Source organism: Streptomyces sp. NPDC005808 (assembly GCF_042871385.1).
Lineage (GTDB): Bacteria > Actinomycetota > Actinomycetes > Streptomycetales > Streptomycetaceae > Streptomyces.
The window spans coordinates 200,314-216,596 of sequence record NZ_JBIAIK010000013.1 but is presented as its reverse complement, the minus strand read 5'-3'; the positions used below and the strand labels follow the sequence as shown (position 1 = coordinate 216,596).

14 protein-coding genes are annotated in these 16,283 nt (G+C 69.3%); 6 read left to right on the top strand and 8 right to left on the bottom strand.

What is annotated here, in order from left to right; all coding sequences use genetic code 11:
* Positions 1 to 30 precede the first annotated feature (30 nt).
* Together ACFYPC_RS27125 and ACFYPC_RS27120 are read right to left on the bottom strand one after the other, a co-directional pair.
* The gene (locus ACFYPC_RS27125) at positions 31 to 831 is read right to left on the bottom strand and encodes a VOC family protein (RefSeq protein WP_388681159.1); all 801 of its coding nucleotides are present in this window, start codon (positions 829 to 831) and stop codon (positions 31 to 33) included.
* A 156-nt stretch (positions 832 to 987) separates the two neighbouring features.
* Positions 988 to 1,203, bottom strand: coding sequence for a DUF4177 domain-containing protein (locus ACFYPC_RS27120; protein WP_388681157.1), 216 nt, complete (start codon positions 1,201 to 1,203; stop codon positions 988 to 990).
* 218 nt (positions 1,204 to 1,421) lie between these two features.
* Between ACFYPC_RS27120 and ACFYPC_RS27115 the strand changes: the two genes are divergently transcribed.
* The 3 genes from ACFYPC_RS27115 to ACFYPC_RS27105 all read left to right on the top strand — a co-directional run bounded on the left by ACFYPC_RS27115 (position 1,422) and on the right by ACFYPC_RS27105 (position 3,795).
* A complete protein-coding gene (locus tag ACFYPC_RS27115) occupies positions 1,422 to 2,078 on the top strand; it encodes a DUF6629 family protein (protein WP_388681154.1) in 657 nt (218 codons plus the stop codon).
* Between the two features lie 63 nt (positions 2,079 to 2,141).
* Complete coding sequence (locus tag ACFYPC_RS27110) at positions 2,142 to 2,813, top strand: GntR family transcriptional regulator (RefSeq protein WP_388681152.1); 672 nt, start codon at positions 2,142 to 2,144, stop codon at positions 2,811 to 2,813.
* A gap of 43 nt (positions 2,814 to 2,856) precedes the next feature.
* Positions 2,857 to 3,795: an NADP-dependent oxidoreductase gene (locus ACFYPC_RS27105; RefSeq protein WP_388681150.1), complete on the top strand. Its 939-nt coding sequence runs from the start codon at positions 2,857 to 2,859 to the stop codon at positions 3,793 to 3,795.
* 51 nt (positions 3,796 to 3,846) lie between these two features.
* Here the strand turns inward: ACFYPC_RS27105 and ACFYPC_RS27100 are convergent, their stop codons facing one another.
* Entirely contained in the window at positions 3,847 to 4,335 is a 489-nt protein-coding gene (locus ACFYPC_RS27100) for a DUF6174 domain-containing protein (protein ID WP_388681148.1), read from the bottom strand.
* Positions 4,336 to 4,633: 298 nt separating this feature from the next.
* A complete protein-coding gene (locus ACFYPC_RS27095) occupies positions 4,634 to 6,535 on the bottom strand; it encodes an AMP-dependent synthetase/ligase (RefSeq protein ID WP_388681145.1) in 1,902 nt (633 codons plus the stop codon).
* 449 nt (positions 6,536 to 6,984) lie between these two features.
* Here ACFYPC_RS27095 and sthA point away from each other — a divergent pair, with 449 nt between their 5' ends.
* Positions 6,985 to 8,388, top strand: a complete 1,404-nt coding sequence (sthA, locus tag ACFYPC_RS27090; RefSeq protein ID WP_388681142.1) for a Si-specific NAD(P)(+) transhydrogenase — start codon at positions 6,985 to 6,987, stop codon at positions 8,386 to 8,388.
* Positions 8,389 to 8,467: 79 nt separating this feature from the next.
* Here sthA and ACFYPC_RS27085 read toward each other — a convergent pair whose 3' ends face one another.
* A complete protein-coding gene (locus ACFYPC_RS27085; RefSeq protein WP_388681140.1) occupies positions 8,468 to 8,941 on the bottom strand; it encodes a DUF5990 family protein in 474 nt (157 codons plus the stop codon).
* 272 nt (positions 8,942 to 9,213) lie between these two features.
* Between ACFYPC_RS27085 and ACFYPC_RS27080 the strand changes: the two genes are divergently transcribed.
* Positions 9,214 to 12,600 (top strand): S8 family serine peptidase, encoded by a 3,387-nt coding sequence (locus tag ACFYPC_RS27080; protein WP_388681137.1) that lies wholly within the window; start codon positions 9,214 to 9,216, stop codon positions 12,598 to 12,600.
* Positions 12,601 to 12,687: 87 nt separating this feature from the next.
* Here the strand turns inward: ACFYPC_RS27080 and ACFYPC_RS27075 are convergent, their stop codons facing one another.
* The 3 genes from ACFYPC_RS27075 to ACFYPC_RS27065 all read right to left on the bottom strand — a co-directional run bounded on the left by ACFYPC_RS27075 (position 12,688) and on the right by ACFYPC_RS27065 (position 15,631).
* The gene (locus ACFYPC_RS27075; protein WP_388681135.1) at positions 12,688 to 13,095 is read right to left on the bottom strand and encodes a deoxyxylulose-5-phosphate synthase; all 408 of its coding nucleotides are present in this window, start codon (positions 13,093 to 13,095) and stop codon (positions 12,688 to 12,690) included.
* 92 nt (positions 13,096 to 13,187) lie between these two features.
* Positions 13,188 to 14,705, bottom strand: a complete 1,518-nt coding sequence (locus tag ACFYPC_RS27070; protein WP_388681133.1) for a hypothetical protein — start codon at positions 14,703 to 14,705, stop codon at positions 13,188 to 13,190.
* 116 nt (positions 14,706 to 14,821) lie between these two features.
* Entirely contained in the window at positions 14,822 to 15,631 is an 810-nt protein-coding gene (locus ACFYPC_RS27065) for an SAM-dependent methyltransferase (protein ID WP_388681131.1), read from the bottom strand.
* A gap of 151 nt (positions 15,632 to 15,782) precedes the next feature.
* Between ACFYPC_RS27065 and ACFYPC_RS27060 the strand changes: the two genes are divergently transcribed.
* Positions 15,783 to 16,238 carry an RpiB/LacA/LacB family sugar-phosphate isomerase gene (locus ACFYPC_RS27060; protein ID WP_388681128.1) on the top strand — a complete coding sequence of 152 codons (456 nt, stop codon included), beginning with the start codon at positions 15,783 to 15,785 and terminating at the stop codon, positions 16,236 to 16,238.
* Positions 16,239 to 16,283 lie beyond the last annotated feature (45 nt).

Genomic DNA, 16,283 nt, shown 5'->3' with positions numbered 1-16,283 from the left:
CCCACGCGCTCCCGGCACCGACATCCCCAGCTACAGCACGGCCTTCGACGTCACCGTGAAGCGCGCTCCGTCGGGATCGGCGAGGACCGCCTCCGTCGAGCCCACGCCCTGCTGATGGGCGGTGCCGCCATGCGCTCGCGCGGCCCGGGCGCAGGCCTCCACGTCGGAGACGGCGAAATGGACCTGCCAGTGCGGTCTGATCGTGGGATCGGGCGCTGACCCCACCGCGCCCGAGTAGATGCGGGCGATGACATCGCCCTGGCTGCGCAGCACGACCTCGTTCTCCTCGTAGTGGACTTCACAGCCTCCGAAGGTCGAGGAATCCCAGCCCAGGACCTCACCGTAGAAAATGGCGGCGTCGAAGGCGTCGCGCGTGTGCAGCCGTACGAAGGCGGGTGCCGCGCGGCGCCAGGTCTCCCAGCCGGCCACGAGCTCACCCTCCCAGATGCCGAACACCGCTCCGTCCCGGTCGGCCAGCAGCGCTGCCCGCCCCGGTGGGAACGAGATGGGTCCCACCGCGGTGGTACCGCCGCGTTCCTGGCTCCGGGCCACCGTCTCGTCCGCGCTGGACACCGCGAAGTACGGAATCCACGCCACAGCCGTCTGCCAGAGCGAGGTCGCTCCGGCGATCCCGGCGACCGGCACCCCGTCCCGGACTGCGATCCTGTACTGGTCGTCCAGCTTGCTCGGCTGCCACGTCCAGCCCAGGACGGCCTGGTAGAACCTCTCCGCGAGCGCCAGGTCGCGCGTGGTCAGACTGACCCAGCACGGGGCGCCGAACACCGAGTGACTGGAGACGACCTCTCCGGGCAGTGTGCTGTCGCTTTTCATCGCCGTACCGTCCTGACGTCACCGAAGCCGGTATCCGCCCAGCCGACGTAGGCCTCCCGTGCCGGAAGGCCTACGACGGCATCAGTAGCGCCTGCGGATCCGCTGTCCCATCAGCACCAGCATCCCCCGCCTCGGCGTACGGCGCACCCCGCGCGGCTACTGGCGGGGGCGCTCCAGCGTCAGGAGCAGCCCCTCCACGGCGCCGGGACCTACACGGCCCTTGACGTCGGCGGACGTGATCGCCTTGAGCGCCCATCCGTCCTCGGCGTGCTTGTTGAGGACCTTCTCCAGTTTGCCGCTGTCCAGGGCGTCGCCGATCAGCGATTCCCGGAAGGTGACGACCTTGTACTCGTACGTGTAGGGGTTGCTCATGACTACGGGGCTCTCCTGCGCTTCGATTGGCGTGACCGAGGCCCACCCAATCACTGTTCGCGGCCGGAACACAGGGCGGGTCTTCCTGCAGGGATCCCAGGCACGAGGAACACAACCCCACGGGGCTGTCGTGTCAACGACATCCATCGGTCCACCGGCGCCGTAGCTTTGTGCGCTGTAAGGGCTGACTCACATGACGGCGGACCCACGGTGGCGCAATGTGTTGGAGTGCGACGGCCGATCTGGTAGCCGGTACCGGTATCGCCGCGGTCGGCGTGGCCTGTGTGTCACGCGTGCGCAGGCCCGGCGATCTCCCACTGGCCGCGCTGCCGCTGCTCCTCGGGGCGCACCAGATCATCGAGTCCAAGGTGTGGGACGCCGGCGGCGGAACGGGCCCCGCCACCGTCGCCTGGGCCGTCATCGCCCTCCCGCTGCTGGCGGTGTGGGTACCGGTGGCAGTGCTGTGCGCCGCGCCTCGACACGCCAGGCGCCGTCTGCTGATCCCGCTCGCCGTGGGCCTGGTGACCGCCGCCATGCTCGCCCACGCGCTCGCCGTCCGTCCCGTCAGGGCCGAGATCCGCGGCCACACGGTCGGTTACTTCGTCGACCTGTCCCACCCGGAACTACTCATCGTCTGCTACCTCTTCGCCACCGTCGGATCCCTGATGCTCTGCGGTGACCGCGGGCTGACGCTCTTCGGCGTCATGGTCGCCGTGGGCGCGCTGATCTGCTGGGCGCTGTGGCAGATGGAGTTCGTCTCGACCTGGTGCGCGTTCGTGGCGGTGTGGTCGGTGGCCCTGTTCGGGTGGGTGCGCCGGCGTCCTCCCACAGTGGACCGGCGTGTTTACGGAATGAGCCGCGGCAGCCACGGTTAGTCGTGACTGCGGCTGTGCCACGGCACTAGATTGAGGAGACAGGAGACGTCAACGGAGGCCGGGATGCTGTTCAACGGGCTGCCGCACGAATCAATATCCAAGCTGGAGCGCCCGATACCGGTGCGCGAGCAGGTGTACGAGGCGCTGCGGAAGCTGATCAGTTCACAGTCGCTGCACCCTGGCCAGCGCCTGGTGGAGAGTGAGCTCGCGGGCCACCTCGGGGTCTCGCGCCAGCCCGTACGGGAGGCGCTGCAACGGCTGAACTCCGAAGGGTGGGTGGACCTTCGCCCGGCCCAGGGCGCCTTCGTCCACGAGCCGACCGGGGACGAGACCGATCAGCTCTTCGGTGTCCGCGTCGTACTGGAGACCGAGGCGGCGCGGCTGGCGGCGGTCGGCTCCTGCGGCGAAGGACTTGAGCGGCTGGACGAGTTGTGCGCGAGGGGTGAGGCCGCGGTCGCCGCGGACGACGTGGAGACGGCCGTGATCGCCAACGCCACGTTCCACGCCTGCGTCGTGGAACTGGCGGGGAACGCGGTGCTCGCCCAGCTGGCCGCCCATGTCGAACAGAGGGTCCGCCGGTACTTCACACCCATCGTCAGCCAGGCCTGGGCGGAGCATCGCGAGCTGATCGCGGCCATCGCCGCCCGCGACGACGCACGCGCCCAGCAGGTGATGCGCGCCCACACCGTGGACGCCAGGACGCGCTTCCCCCCAAGGGCCGGCCAGTTGACATAGCAGCCGCCGACGTCCGTGTTGTGCCCGCCGACGAGGAGTTCGGGTGTCCGACCGTATGCATGCCATCGTCCAGTCCACCTTCGGTGGTCCGGAGGAGCTCGTCTACAAGGAGACCGACGTGCCGGAACCCGGCCCGGGGGAGGTGCTGCTTCGGGTCGCCGGTGCCGGAGTCAATCCAGGTGACACGGTTCTCCGTTCGGGGCGGGTGTCGGGGCTCGTCAACCTGCCGTGGACGCCTGGCAACGACGTGTCCGGCGTCGTCGAGCGCTTGGGCGAGGGGGTGACGCGATTCGTGCCGGGCGACGAGGTGTACGGCCTGCTGCCGGTCTCGCGGCGCGGCGCGTACGCCGATTACACCGCCGTGCCGGCCGCCGCGCTGGCTCCCCGGCCCAAGAACCTCGACCTGGTGCACGCCGGGGCCGTGCCCCTGGTCGCGTTCACCGCGTGGCAGGCGTTGACTGTGCTGGCCCGGGCCCGCCCCGGCGACCGGGTACTGATCCACGCGGCGGCAGGCGGCGTCGGCCATGTCGCGGTGCAGCTCGCCAAGGAACTCGGCGTGTACGTCATCGGCACCGCCCGCGCGGCCAACCACGAGTTCCTGCGCGGTATCGGCGCCGACGAACTGATCGACTACACCACCACCGACTTCCGGAGCGCCGTTGCGCCGGTGGACACGGTTTTGGACCTGGTCGGTGGCTCCTACGGGCCGCGCTCCTTCGACGTCCTGCGGCCGGGTGGACTGCTCATCGGCGCGTCGATCGACCCGGGGACGGACGAGGCGCAGGCCACGGCCCGCGGTCTGCGCGATGTCTGGGTCACGGCCGAGCCCTCCGGCGAGGTACTCGAGCGGGTCACCGAGCTCATCGAGGCGGGCCGACTGCGGGTCACGGTCCAGCGCACCTACCCGCTGGCCGAAGCCGCCGCCGCGCACCGCGCGATCGAGGAGAAGCGCACCATCGGCAAGATCGTTCTGGTGCCTTGAACAGGGCGTGCGGGTACGGCTTCTGACAGACGGCGCCCGGTGAGCGGCACGTCAGCCGTCGCCCGGCTGGTAGGCGCTGATGACGTACAGGGCTTCGTCGTCGATCGCGTTGCTCTCGTGGTCGAGAAAGATCCGGACCGGGTGCCCATCGGGCGCGTACTCCGCTTCCGCCCTGTCCGCGTTGTCACGCCGGGCCCGCTCCAGCTCCTCCAACAGCCCACCGATGGTGGGTACTTCACCGAGCGACTGCTCCACCACCCGCCGGCCGCTCTCGTCGAGTCCCACAGCCTTTGTCACCTTGCCGCCTTGGACCGTCACCCGGAACGTCCCGATCAGACTCCGTTCGCCTTCACTCGACGTCATGGTGTAGGCGTACGAGGAGGGCTCCTGCCAACTGGTTGCGCTCCCCTCGGCGGAGGGACTCGCCGCGGCCGTCCCACCGCGTCCGGAAGAAGTCGACGCCTCGGATCCGCAAGCGGCGGTCGCGTACAGCAGCCCCCCGATGAGCGCGGCGGTGGGCAGGTAGCGTGAGGCGGTCATGGCGGCAGTCCCTTCGAAGACAGCTACCGCTATGACGGTGGCCGGCCGGGGAACGTTCGGGCGCCGTGCGCTCGCACCAGTCGGCGGCGCCATAAATGGGGATTCCCGCCGACGGTGGTGGCACCAGTACCAGGACCGGCAGTCATGCTCACAGGAGGGGTCTGGTGGCCCGGGTCCCCTCGGCGCAGAGTGTTTCCATGAACACCACGAAACAGCCGGAAGTCAGGAGCCGCGTGACCCCGCTGAGGTCACTTCTGGGAAGCACGTACGTCCCACGCCGTGGCGGAGCGCGTCCTGTTCACCGGAACACGTTGTCGGAGTCGTCCCAGATCGACGGCTCGCTCTGTACGTACTCCCGTGAGGCGCGCGAGGACTTCTGATACATCGCCTCGATCTCGGCGGCGAACCGCTTGGTGATCGCATCCCGGCGCAGTTTCATCGAGGGTGTCATCAGACCGTTGGTCATGTCGAAGGCATCCGGGAGGACGCGGAACACCCGGATCGATTCCGAGCGGGACACCGTGGAGTTGGCGGCGGCGACGGCACGTCTGACCTCCTCGCGCAGTTCGTTCTCCTCGCGGGCGTCCCGGACCGGGGTTTCACCCTTGGCCCGGGACGCCTGCCAGTGCGCGACGAACTCGGGATCCAGTGTGATCAGGGCCCCCACACAAGGCCGGTTGTCACCCACGACCGCCGCTTGATGGATCAGCGGATGCGCGCGCAGACGCTCCTCGAGGGCCGCGGGGGCCACGCTCTTGCCGCCGCTCGTGACGATGATGTCCTTCTTGCGTCCGGTGATGGTCAGGTAGCCCTCGTCGTCGACACTGCCGATGTCACCGGTGGCCAGCCAGCCGTTCGGGAACGCGGCCTCGGTGGCCGGGGCGTCGTTGATGTATCCCTGGAACACCGAGGGGCCCCAGACCAGAATCTCCCCGTCCTCGGCCACATGAATGTCCGTGCCCGGCAGAGGACGGCCGACGGTTCCGAATTTCTCTCGTCGCACCGGCTGCGCGGTGATGCCGCCACTGGTCTCGGTGAGCCCGTATCCGTCGTGGATGGAGATCCCGATTCCGGCGTAGAAGAGGGCCAGTTCACGGTTGAGGGGCGAGCCGCCGGACACCCCGCCGCACACCCGTCCGCCCAGTGCGCCGCGCAGTTTTCGGTAGACCGCCTTGTCGTAGAGGGCGTGCTGCAGTTTCAGGTCGTAACCGGGACCGGGGCCCGTGCCCAGCCGTTGGCGTTCGGTGGCCGCGGCGAAGTCCTGCGCGGTGCGGACGGCACGCTCGAACAGCGGTCCGCGTCCTGCACGTTGGGCGGAGCGCAGGAAGTTCTTGTAGATCTTCTCGAAGACGAACGGCACCGCGTACAGGAAGGTGGGCCGGAAGGAGAGGAGGGCTGCCGAGAGTGCCTCGGCACGCGCGTCAGGTTCGTGTGCCATCAGCATGCCGCCCCGCAGACAGAGCCCCTGGACCATGAGGCCGTACACGTGCGAGAACGGGAGGAAGGCGAGGATCGCGGGCTGCTCTCCGGGAGGGGCCGCCGTGTGCCGCCAGCCCGCGAGCAGTGTGTCGACGGAGCTCGCCAGGTTCCGATGGGTCAGGGCGCAGCCTCTGGGGTGTCCCGTCGTGCCGGAGGTGTAGGCGACGACCGCGGTGGAGTCGGGCAGCACGATACGGCGCAGCGAGTCGACCGTGGTCGCCGGGATCGCACGGCCCCGCTCGGCCAGCTGCGCCAGGGCCCCGGTGTCCAACTGCCAGACATGGCGCAGGAACGGCAGCGCGGCACACGCGGAGCCGACCGTCATCACGCCCTGCTCGTCCTCGACCGCCACGCCGACACAGTGGGCGTCCTTGAGGATCCACTCGACCTGTTCGTGCGAGGAGGTCGGGTAGACGGGAACCACCTCGGCTCCTATCGACCACAGCGCATAGCCGAGCACCGTCCACTCGTAGCGCGTGCGCGCCATGATGGCGACCCGGTCGCCCGGACGTATTCCGGACGTGACAAGCCCCCTTGCCAGATCGACCACTTCGTCCCACAGCTCGGCGGCCGTCACCGGTGTCCACGCCGAGGACGAGGAGTCGGAGCGACGCGCGACCTGTGCGAGCTCCGGGTTGCGGCGAGCGGTTTCGAAGAGGCTGTCGGCGAGTCCCCCCTGCATCACCGCCGTAGCGGTCGGGGGAAGTTCGGACTGGTGCATTCGCCGCTCCGGAGTTCTCCTCGAATCGGCCTCACCGAGAGACGCTGGAGCCGAGGATCCCTGAATCTAGCCCACGTCGACGACGCCCGTGAGGGATTCACCGAGCAGCCCTTCGGCCGATGGATTCCGGGTGGCCAGGAGACCGCCGACCGGTGACCCTGCTCGGCTCAGCCGGCAACCCCGGTGCCCGCCGGACCCCGTCGATGATGTCCGGCAAGGGCGGGCGCCGGCGGCCCGAGGAGGCTGACGATCCCTCTCGGAACCGGCGCCGAGAAGGGGGCTGCAACCGGTGCGGAGAAGGGGGCTGGAACCGGTGCGGGGGCGGGGTCGGGGCAGGGCCGGAGAAGGGGGCCGGAGAGGGGTCGGTGGACGGAGCTACCGGCATTCCGGGTGAACGGTCACCCGTTCACCCTTTCGGACGAGGGCTTCGGGCTGACACACTCCGGAGGGTGCCTGACTTCGACATGCTTGTCATCGGTTCCGGTCCGGGCGGTCAGAAGGCCGCCATCGCCGCCGCGAAACTCGGCCGCAGGGTCGCCGTCATCGACCGTCCGGACATGGTCGGCGGAGTATCCATCCATACCGGAACCATCCCCTCCAAGACGCTGCGCGAGGCGGTCCTGTATCTCACGGGGCTGACCCAGCGCGATCTGTACGGCCAGAGCTACCGGCTCAAGGAGGACATCACCGTCGCCGACCTGACCGCGCGCACCCAGCACGTGGTCGGCCGCGAGGTCGACGTCATCCGTAGCCAGCTCTCCCGCAACCACGTCTCCCTGTTCGCAGGCACCGGCCGTTTCGTGGACGAGCACACCATCGGCCTCAAAGAAGTAAACGGCCATGAAAGGGAGTTGACCGCCGAGCACATCGTCATCGCCACAGGCACCCGTCCTGCCCGGCCGGCGACCGTCGAGTTCGACGAGCAGACGATCCTGGACTCGGACAACGTCCTGAACCTCGAGCGAGTGCCGCGCTCCATGGTCATCGTCGGCGCCGGTGTGATCGGCATGGAGTACGCCTCGATGTTCGCCGCCCTCGGCAGCAAGATCACGGTGGTGGAACAGCGGCCAGGGATGCTCGACTTCTGTGATGTCGAGGTGATCGAGTCACTGAAGTACCACCTGCGGGACCTCGCCGTCACCTTTCGCTTCGGGGAGACCGTCGCCGCGGTCGAGCGGCACGCCCGGGGCACGCTCACGATCCTGGAGAGCGGCAAGAGGATCCCGGCGGACACGGTGATGTACTCGGCGGGCCGACAGGGTCTCACCGACGAACTCGACCTGGACAAGGCGGGCCTGTCCGCCGACCGGCGCGGCCGGATCAAGGTCGACGAGCACTACCGCACCGAAGTACCGCACATCTACGCCGTCGGTGATGTCATCGGCTTCCCGGCGCTGGCGGCGACCTCGATGGAGCAGGGCCGTACAGCGGCCTACCATGCCTGTGGCGAGCCGGTGAACCGGATGCACGACCTCCAGCCGATCGGCATCTACACCATTCCGGAGATCAGCTTCATCGGCCGGACCGAGGACCAACTCACCGAGGAGCGCGTGCCGTTCGAGGTCGGCATCTCCCGCTATCGGGAACTGGCCCGGGGCCAGATCATCGGCGACTCGCACGGCATGCTCAAGCTTCTGGTCTCCCCGGACGACCGCAAGCTGCTCGGGGTGCACTGCTTCGGCACCGGCGCCACCGAACTCATCCACATCGGCCAGTCCGTCATGGGCTGCGGTGGCACGGTCGACTACCTGGTCGACGCGGTGTTCAACTACCCGACGCTCGCCGAGTCCTACAAGGTGGCCGCCTTGGACGCGACCAACAAGATCCGTCAGATCGACCGGCTCCGGGACTGAACCGAGGGGCCTGGGGAGGGGGCGTCAAGGAGGCCGCCCATGCCCGCAGCCGGTTTGGCCGCGGGTTGCAGCTGCAGTACTAGGCGGCCGGTCCGGCGGTCCAGGTGATGTGCGGGGGCTCGACGCGTGCGCACAGCGGTCCGCCGTACGCGTCGGACAGGCCGAGGCGTCCGACCAGCAGACCGTCACGCGCGGCGGCGGCGAGTACCTCGGCGGGAATGGCGTCGATCATGAGCTTGGCGCGGCGGAACATCGAGAAGACGCCCGCCTCGTCGACCGTGCCCCATGACAAATAGATGAAACGTCGGCCCAGACGGTCCTGCACGTAAGGGCCCTTCACCTCGGTGCCGGTCGGCGAGAGTGCCGTGGAACACTCCAGTGTCCAGGTCGCCGAAGCGGCGTCGCCGGGCTGCGGGTCGAGGAGCTCAGCCGGGCGGTCGCGGCGCTGCACAGCGACGTGAACGTTGCTGTGGACCACGGTGTTGCTGTCGGCCTGGGCCCCGGGTGAGCAGGTGAGGCCCGGCAGATCGTCGGCGTCGATACGGATGCGCATCCACCCATTGTCCCCCCGTTCGCCCCGACCCTTTTCTGCTTCTTCGCGAAGAACGCGACCGCCTTTTACCGATAACGCGATCCGCCTGAATATTCTTCACAGAGTGGAAACATGCCAATGGGTTTACTGAATTCGATGTGGAAGTGGCCGATTTATCTCAACTGTCCATGATCGGAAGCCTGTTGAGTGAAAGCCCTTGTCATGCCCATACTGTGTGATCGGGAGAGCCCGATGGGGCTTCCTTTCACATTGACTTCGTCAGGGGCACGGAATTGAATAGACAGCCGAGCAGCAGACCGCGCCGAATACGCGCCATTTCGGTCGCCGCGGCGTCGGCCACGGCACTCGTCGCCGGACTGGTCGGGACCCCGGCGGCCGGCGCGGCGAGTGCCGCAGCAGCCGCGCAGACTGCCGGGTCCGAGACGCTGACGGAATCGGATGCGAGCACCGCGCAGAACTGGATCACCCTCGTCACCGGCGACCGGATCGCCGTGGACGGCGAGGGCGAACCGGTGTCCGTGGAGCGCCCGGCGGGTCGCGAGGACATCCCCATCCAGATCGAGCGCGTCGAGGGTCACACCTACGCCGTGCCCGCCGACGCCGAACGCCTGGTCCAGCAAGGCCGCGTCGACCAGCGGCTCTTCGACCTCACCACGCTCAGCGAGCCCGCTTATCTGGCCCAGCAGCGCGACGGTATCCAGCTCATCGTCACCTACCAGGGCGCCCGCCCCGCCGCCCGGCAGGATGTACGCACCGCGGGTGACAACGAGTTGCGGCGTTCCTTCACCTCGCTCGACGCCGACGCCGTGACCACCCCGGCCGAGGACGCCACGACCACCTGGGACGCGCTCACCAGTGAGCCCGCGAGCGCCGCCCCGTACCGTACGACCGCGTCCGGGATCGACGCCGTCTGGCTGGACGACATCCGCCAGGCCGACCTGGACAAGAGCGTGCCGCAGATCGGCGCCCCCACGGCCTGGCAGGCCGGCTACGACGGCGCCGGCACGACGATCGCCGTCCTGGACACCGGAGTGGACCAGACCCACCCGGACCTGGCCGGCCAGGAGATCGCCGAGAAGAACTTCTCCACCTCGGCCGACTCCACGGACCGCTACGGCCACGGCACCCACGTCGCGTCCATCGCCGCCGGTACGGGGGCCAAGTCCGGTGGGAAGTACACGGGCGTCGCACCGGGCGCGAAGATCCTCGACGCCAAGGTGCTCAACGACTACGGCTCGGGCCCCACTTCCGGGATCCTCGCCGGTATGGAGTGGGCCGTCGCGCAGGGTGCCAACGTTGTCAACCTGAGCCTGGGCAGCACCGACACTCCGGGCATCGACCCGCTGGAGGAGGCCGTCAACCGGCTCTCGGCCGAAACCGACACGCTGTTCGTCATCGCCGCCGGCAACTCCGGCATCGGAGCGGGCACCGGAACGATCGGCTCGCCCGGCAGCGCGGACGCGGCCCTGACCGTCGGCGCCGTCGACAAGAGCAACGTTCTCGCCGCCTTCTCCAGCCGCGGCCCACGCCTGGGCGATGCCGCGATCAAGCCCGATGTGACCGCGCCCGGCGTGAGCATCGGCGCCGCAGCCGCGCCGGGCAGCACCGTCGCGAATGGGGGCACCCCCGTCGCGGACGGCTATGTGGCCATCTCCGGGACATCCATGGCCACGCCGCATGTCGCCGGCGCCGCCGCCATCCTGGCTCAGGAACACCCGGACTGGACCGGCGAGCAGATCAAGTCGACGCTGACCGCTTCGACGGTCTCCGGTGGCTACACCCCCTTCCAGCAGGGCTCCGGCCGCATCGACCTGGCCCGGGCCATCGACCAGACCGTCACCGCCGAGCAGAACTCGCTCTCCTTCGGCCGGCAGACCTGGCCGCACACCGACGACGAGCTCCTCACCAAGGAACTCACCTACCGCAACGAGGGCACCGAGGCCGTCACCCTCGACCTGTCCCTGGCGGCCACCGGCCCCGACGGCAAGCCCGCGCCCGAAGGCGTGTTCACCGTGGAGGACCCGCAGTTGACCGTCCCCGCCGGCGGTGAGGCATCCACCACCGTCAGCGCGGACACGCGCGTCGGCACGCTGGACGGCGTCTACGGCGCGTACGTCACGGCGAGCGGCGGCGGTCAGAGCGTGCGCACCGCGGCAGCCGTGGAGCGCGAGATCGAGTCGTACGACCTGACCTTCGAGCACATCGGCAAGGACGGCAAGCCGGCCACCACCTACAAGAGCCACTACGTGGGCGTCGGCGGACTCGGCAAGGGCCGTTGGGGCGATCTGGGCAACGCGACCGGCACCGACTCCATCCGGCTGCCCAAGGGGCGCTACTACGTCAGCACATCCTTCTATGTCTACACAGGCTCCATCTGGTCCGGCGCGGATGTGATCAACCAGTCCAACCTGCAGCTCGACCACGACACGAAGGTGACCATCGACGAACGCACCGCCAAGCCCGTCGACGTCACCCCGCCCGATCCGAAGGCCACCTCTCTCTCGGCCTACGTCGGCGCGGACATCAAGACGCCGGAGTACTGGACCAGCACCGCGTGGCTGCTCGGCAGCTTCAAGACCTTCGCCTTCGGCACGGCGCACCTCGGGGCGGACGCCGCCCCCGGTGAGCTCCAGCAGCGCATCCAGGTCACCTTCCTCAACAACGCGGACGCGTCCGAGTACCACTTCGCGTACGAGGCGGCGGGTACCCGGTACACCGACGGCTTCGTCCGCAGCCCGCAGTTCGCCGAACTGGCGAAGATCGACACACGGCTCGGCTCGCCCACCCCGAACAAGCGCGCCTTCCTGCTGGTGGGGGCCGACACCGGCACCGGAGGGGCCGGGTGGGAGTACATCGTCAGCCGCAACCTGCCGTACGAGACCGCGGTCTATGTGAACGCCGACAGCGGCACCAAATGGCAGCTGGACTTCCGGCGGTACGACATCGCGACCAACCTCTTCGAGGCCCAGTACGTGGTCCCGTACGCGACGTACGAGGCGGGCAAGAGCTACCAGACGTCCTTCGGCATCGGCGTGTTCGGGCCGAACCTCGGTACGGGCCAGGGGCTGTTCCGGACCGGTGACCAGATCACCGGAACGGTCCCGCTGTTCGCGGACAGCGACGGCAACTCCGTACCGTTGACGTACGCCTCGGCGGGCACCTCGCTCACCAGTAACGGCACCGAGATCGGCACCAGCGCCGATCCCCTGACCGGCGCCGCGTCCTTCACGGTCCCGGCCCGCTCCGCCGCGTACCGGCTGACCACCACGGCCACCCGCGCCGCGGGCACCCCGGTCTCCAGCAAGGTCACTGCCAGCTGGACGTTCCGCTCGGAGAACGTCGCCGAGAAGACCGCGCTGCCGGTGTCGGTGGTGCGCTTCGCCCCGCCGCTCGCGGCGGACAGCACGGCCACCGCGGGCTCGACCCTGCAGATCCCGGTGACCGTGCAGGGCGCGGCGGCCGGCAAGCAGCTCGCCGTGCTGCTCGTCCACGTCTCGTACGACGAAGGCGCGCACTGGGCCCTGCGGCCGGTCATCGCCGGCAAGGTCACGGTCAAGACCCCGGCGGCGGGCGGCAGCGTGTCCCTGCGCGCCAAGGCGTCCGACAAGCGAGGCAACACGGTGGACCAGACCATCCTCCGCGCCTACACGGCCCGGTAACCCGACAGCCGGGAACCCGACAGCCAGGAACCCGACAGCCGGGAACCCGACAGCCGGGAATCCGACGCCAACCGCTCCCGCGCAGCGCTACGGCCTGCGCGGGGGCGGTTCTGCGCGTCGGGGCGCGCGAAGAACCGATGGTGAGGCGTGAGTCCAGATGAGTCCACTGGGCACGTCCCGCCTGACGAGCGCCTTGGTCGCGGGCTCTCCGGAACGCTGCGCGTAGGTCATCCGCTCGCGTACCTCGCGCAGCGTGCGGGGACGGAAGCCGGGACCGCCGCAGCAACTCTTGTGGAAGCGCACGCCCGCGTTGAGCAGCACGGTGAGCGTCCGCCACGCCGCGGCGTCCCGTCGTCTGGGCGGGGCGAAGGCCGACCCCACATGAACCAACGGCTGCGCGCAGCGTGGACAGAGCCGCTGCCGCTCCCTGTCGTGGGGCTGCTTGTACGAGGCCCGGCAGGGCAGGCAGACGTATGAGGTCTTCGCATGGGCCATGTCGTGAGCGTACGCATGCCCCACGACGAGCTCGACAGAGTTTCCTGACCACCGGGAGCTGGGGGCGGCCGGCTCTGCCGGACCCTTGCCTCTCATCGGCCGAGCACCCATTGCGACATGACCGACGGCGGCAGAGACGGATTGGCTGCCGCGGCTTCCGCCACCTGCCAGTCGTCGTGCGAGAGCAGTTCGACTATGACGTGCGGAGGCAGGGCGGGATGGCCGGCTGCCAGGGACCGGGCACTCCAGTTCGACAGGCAGGCGAGCAGCGAGGGGGCCGTCGCGTTGCGGTGCCGGGCGATCTCGCGGAAGACCTTGTGCCCAGGCGGTTCGAGCCCGGCCAGGTCCTCCAGCAGCGCTGCCGACGCGTCGGGGTTGGCGGCCACCTTGGCGATGACCCGGACGTGGTGCCGGTCCACCATGGCCCGCAGTTGGGCCTCGGAGAGACCCGGATGCCGTGCGATGGACTTGACCACCTTGGCGTCCGGGTCGCGGGCCAGCACATCTCGGATCCCGTTCGGCAAGTCGCGCCGTTCGGCAACGAGCATCCGCAGTGCTGGGTTCTTCGACCCGGCCATTGCCGCTACCTCGGCCGGAGAGGCGGCGGCGATCCGCGGCAGCAGATGCGAGCCGATTCTGACTTCGGTGGCCAACTGGTCCAGTACGTCGAGCGGTACACGTGGATTGTGCGCGAGCCTGCGCCGTACGTCGTAGCCGTGGTCGGTGGCCAGCGCGCGGATCTGGGCGACGCCGATCGAGGGGTTCTCGGCGAGCTCCCCTCGGACACCCGCGTCGGGGTCGTCGACAAGCCGTCCCCACACCTCTGGCGGCAGGTCGGGCCGGGCGGCGAGTTGTTGGCGCAGCAGTGTCGAGGGATGGTCGGCGAAGCCGACGACAGCTCCGGCAGGCGTCGCTGGGTTGCGCAGTGCCTGCAACTGCATGTCGTGCACGGTGGACTCGTGGGAGCCGTCACAGGAGGCACCCGGCAGAAGATCGCAGTCGGTCCGTTGGCATCCCTGATCGTGCACGAAGGGCGTGTCCCGACGGTCGCAGACCAGACACCGCTCTGCCGGACGCAGTCCCTCGCCGGTTACCAGCATCGCGAGTACGGCCGGTGGTGTCGCTTCATTCGCGGCCACCGCCCTGCGGACCTCGGCATGCGGGTGTCCCGCGAGCCGGGCGGCCATGTCGGACGTGGTCCGGAGCGCGAGTTCGGCTACCACCCGGGCATCCGAGTCGGTGGCGAGCGTCTCCACCGCATCGGGCGGAAGGCCGGGGCACGCGGCCAACTTCTCGCGGCGCTCGACGGAGGGATCCAGCGCGAAGAGGCGTGCCCACTCCGGCTGACCGACGTGTTCGCCGAGCAGCGCGAGCGCCGCCTGCGGGTGGGTCACCGGATCGACGTCGGGGGCAGTCAGTCGCCCCTCATAGACCAGTTGTACGGCGGTGTCGTCGGCCCGCGAGGCCAGCGCAAGCACCTGCGCATGGCTGAGGTCCGGGCGACTGGCGAGTGCCGTGTCGACGGCGGTGTCCGCGACCGCGATCAACCGGTCGATCAGCTCAGCGGGTAGAGCGGTATTGGCGGCGAGCCCGCACAGGACTGGATGCACAGGGGCATCCTGCCCTGACGCTGATCGAACCGCCCGCGGATTTCGATGCTCCGGATCGAGGCACACTGCGACCCTGTCGCACGAGCGAAAGCTCCGGGCGTCCCGTGCGGTCGCGGTCAGGGTTTGCGGGCGACGGCGCCGAACTGCGGGAGGGCGGTGGCGGATTCGGCCCGGGCGTGCCATTGCGAGCAGGAGACGATTCCCGGCGTGATCAGGTCCAGGCCGTCGAAGAAGGCGGTGACCTCCGCCCTGCTGCGGGCGGTGATCGGCGGGGTGGCGTTCCTGTTCCAGAAGTCCATCGCCTCGATGTTGCCCTCGCCGCCGAGGTCGGCGTCCGTGGTGGGGTGGGTCAGGGCGAGGTAGCTGCCGGAGGGAACCGATGCCATGACGCGGCGCACGATGTCCTGTGCCTGGCCGGTGTCGAGGACGAAGTTCAGGATACCGAGCATCATGACCGCGACGGGCCGGTCGAGGTCCAGGGACGCCGCAGCACCCTGGACGACGACGTCGGGTCGGTGGACGTCGGCGTCGATGTAGTCGGTGGTGCCCTCCGGAGTGCCGGTGAGCAGGGTACGGGCGTGGAGGAGCACGATGGGGTCGTTGTCGACGTACACGATCCGCGACTCGGGCGCGACGCGCTGGGCGATCTGATGGGTGTTGTCCATCGTCGGCAGCCCGGTGCCGATGTCCAGGAACTGCCGTACCCCGCAATCGGCGGCCAGGTAGGTGACCGCACGCCCGAGGAACTCGCGATCGGCGCGGGCCACGTCCCGGATGACCGGGAACATCGCGGCGACCTGATCGCCCACCTGCTGGTCGACCTCGTAGTTGTCCTTGCCACCGATCCAGTAGTTCCAGACCCGGGCGTTGTGCGCCACCGAGGTGTTCAGCCTTGCCGATCCGTCGGGCCGCAGACTCTCACTCACGTCTTCCCCTCTCCGTACACCGCGCGGTGCTGGGCGAATCCGCGGTGGCAGCCGGCCGTCGCCGCGGCTGTGCTGCCAGTTGATCACGCCGAGCAGTGTCTGCCCACAGGACCGGGCACATCCGGTTCATCCGCTGGGTAGTCTTCGAAGCATGCGCATCTCCGTCTCCTCCGACATGGACGAACCTGTCGCCCGGCACCTCGTCACGGAGTTGCGGGGCCGCGGCCACGAGGTACTGACGCACGGGGCGCTCAAGCCCGGTGACAGCGCCCAGTGGGCGTTCTGCTCGGAGGCGGCGGCCCGCGAGGTCGCCACCGGGACCGCGGAGCAGGCGGTCGTCTGCTGCTGGACCGGCACCGGTGCGTCGATCGCCGCGAACAAGGTGCCCGGGGTACGAGCGGCCCTGTGCACGGACGCGTACACGGCGGACGGCGCCCGCCGCTGGAACGACGCCAATGTGCTGGCGCTGAGCCTGCGGCTGACCTCCGAGCCGCTGCTCAGGGAGATCCTCGACGCCTGGTTCGCCGCCCGGGCCGGCGGCGACGCCGACGACCTGGAGAACGTGGCCCACATCGGGAACCTTGACCTCGGCAGGACCGGCGCGTAGCGAAGCCCTCGGCAGGACCAGCCGGTAGCGAAGCCCTGCCGCCTT

Excerpts from the sequence above, each read along its gene's own strand:
- ACFYPC_RS27060 (WP_388681128.1), top strand. The coding sequence starts at position 15,783 with ATGCGCATCTCCGTCTCCTCCGACATGGACGAACCTGTCGCCCGGCAC.
- ACFYPC_RS27085 (WP_388681140.1), bottom strand. The coding sequence starts at position 8,941 with ATGCGCATCCGTATCGACGCCGACGATCTGCCGGGCCTCACCTGCTCA.
- ACFYPC_RS27110 (WP_388681152.1), top strand. The coding sequence starts at position 2,142 with ATGCTGTTCAACGGGCTGCCGCACGAATCAATATCCAAGCTGGAGCGC.
- ACFYPC_RS27115 (WP_388681154.1), top strand. The coding sequence starts at position 1,422 with ATGTGTTGGAGTGCGACGGCCGATCTGGTAGCCGGTACCGGTATCGCC.
- ACFYPC_RS27120 (WP_388681157.1), bottom strand. The coding sequence starts at position 1,203 with ATGAGCAACCCCTACACGTACGAGTACAAGGTCGTCACCTTCCGGGAA.
- ACFYPC_RS27075 (WP_388681135.1), bottom strand. The coding sequence starts at position 13,095 with ATGGCCCATGCGAAGACCTCATACGTCTGCCTGCCCTGCCGGGCCTCG.
- ACFYPC_RS27125 (WP_388681159.1), bottom strand. The coding sequence starts at position 831 with ATGAAAAGCGACAGCACACTGCCCGGAGAGGTCGTCTCCAGTCACTCG.
- ACFYPC_RS27095 (WP_388681145.1), bottom strand. The coding sequence starts at position 6,535 with ATGCACCAGTCCGAACTTCCCCCGACCGCTACGGCGGTGATGCAGGGG.
- ACFYPC_RS27100 (WP_388681148.1), bottom strand. The coding sequence starts at position 4,335 with ATGACCGCCTCACGCTACCTGCCCACCGCCGCGCTCATCGGGGGGCTG.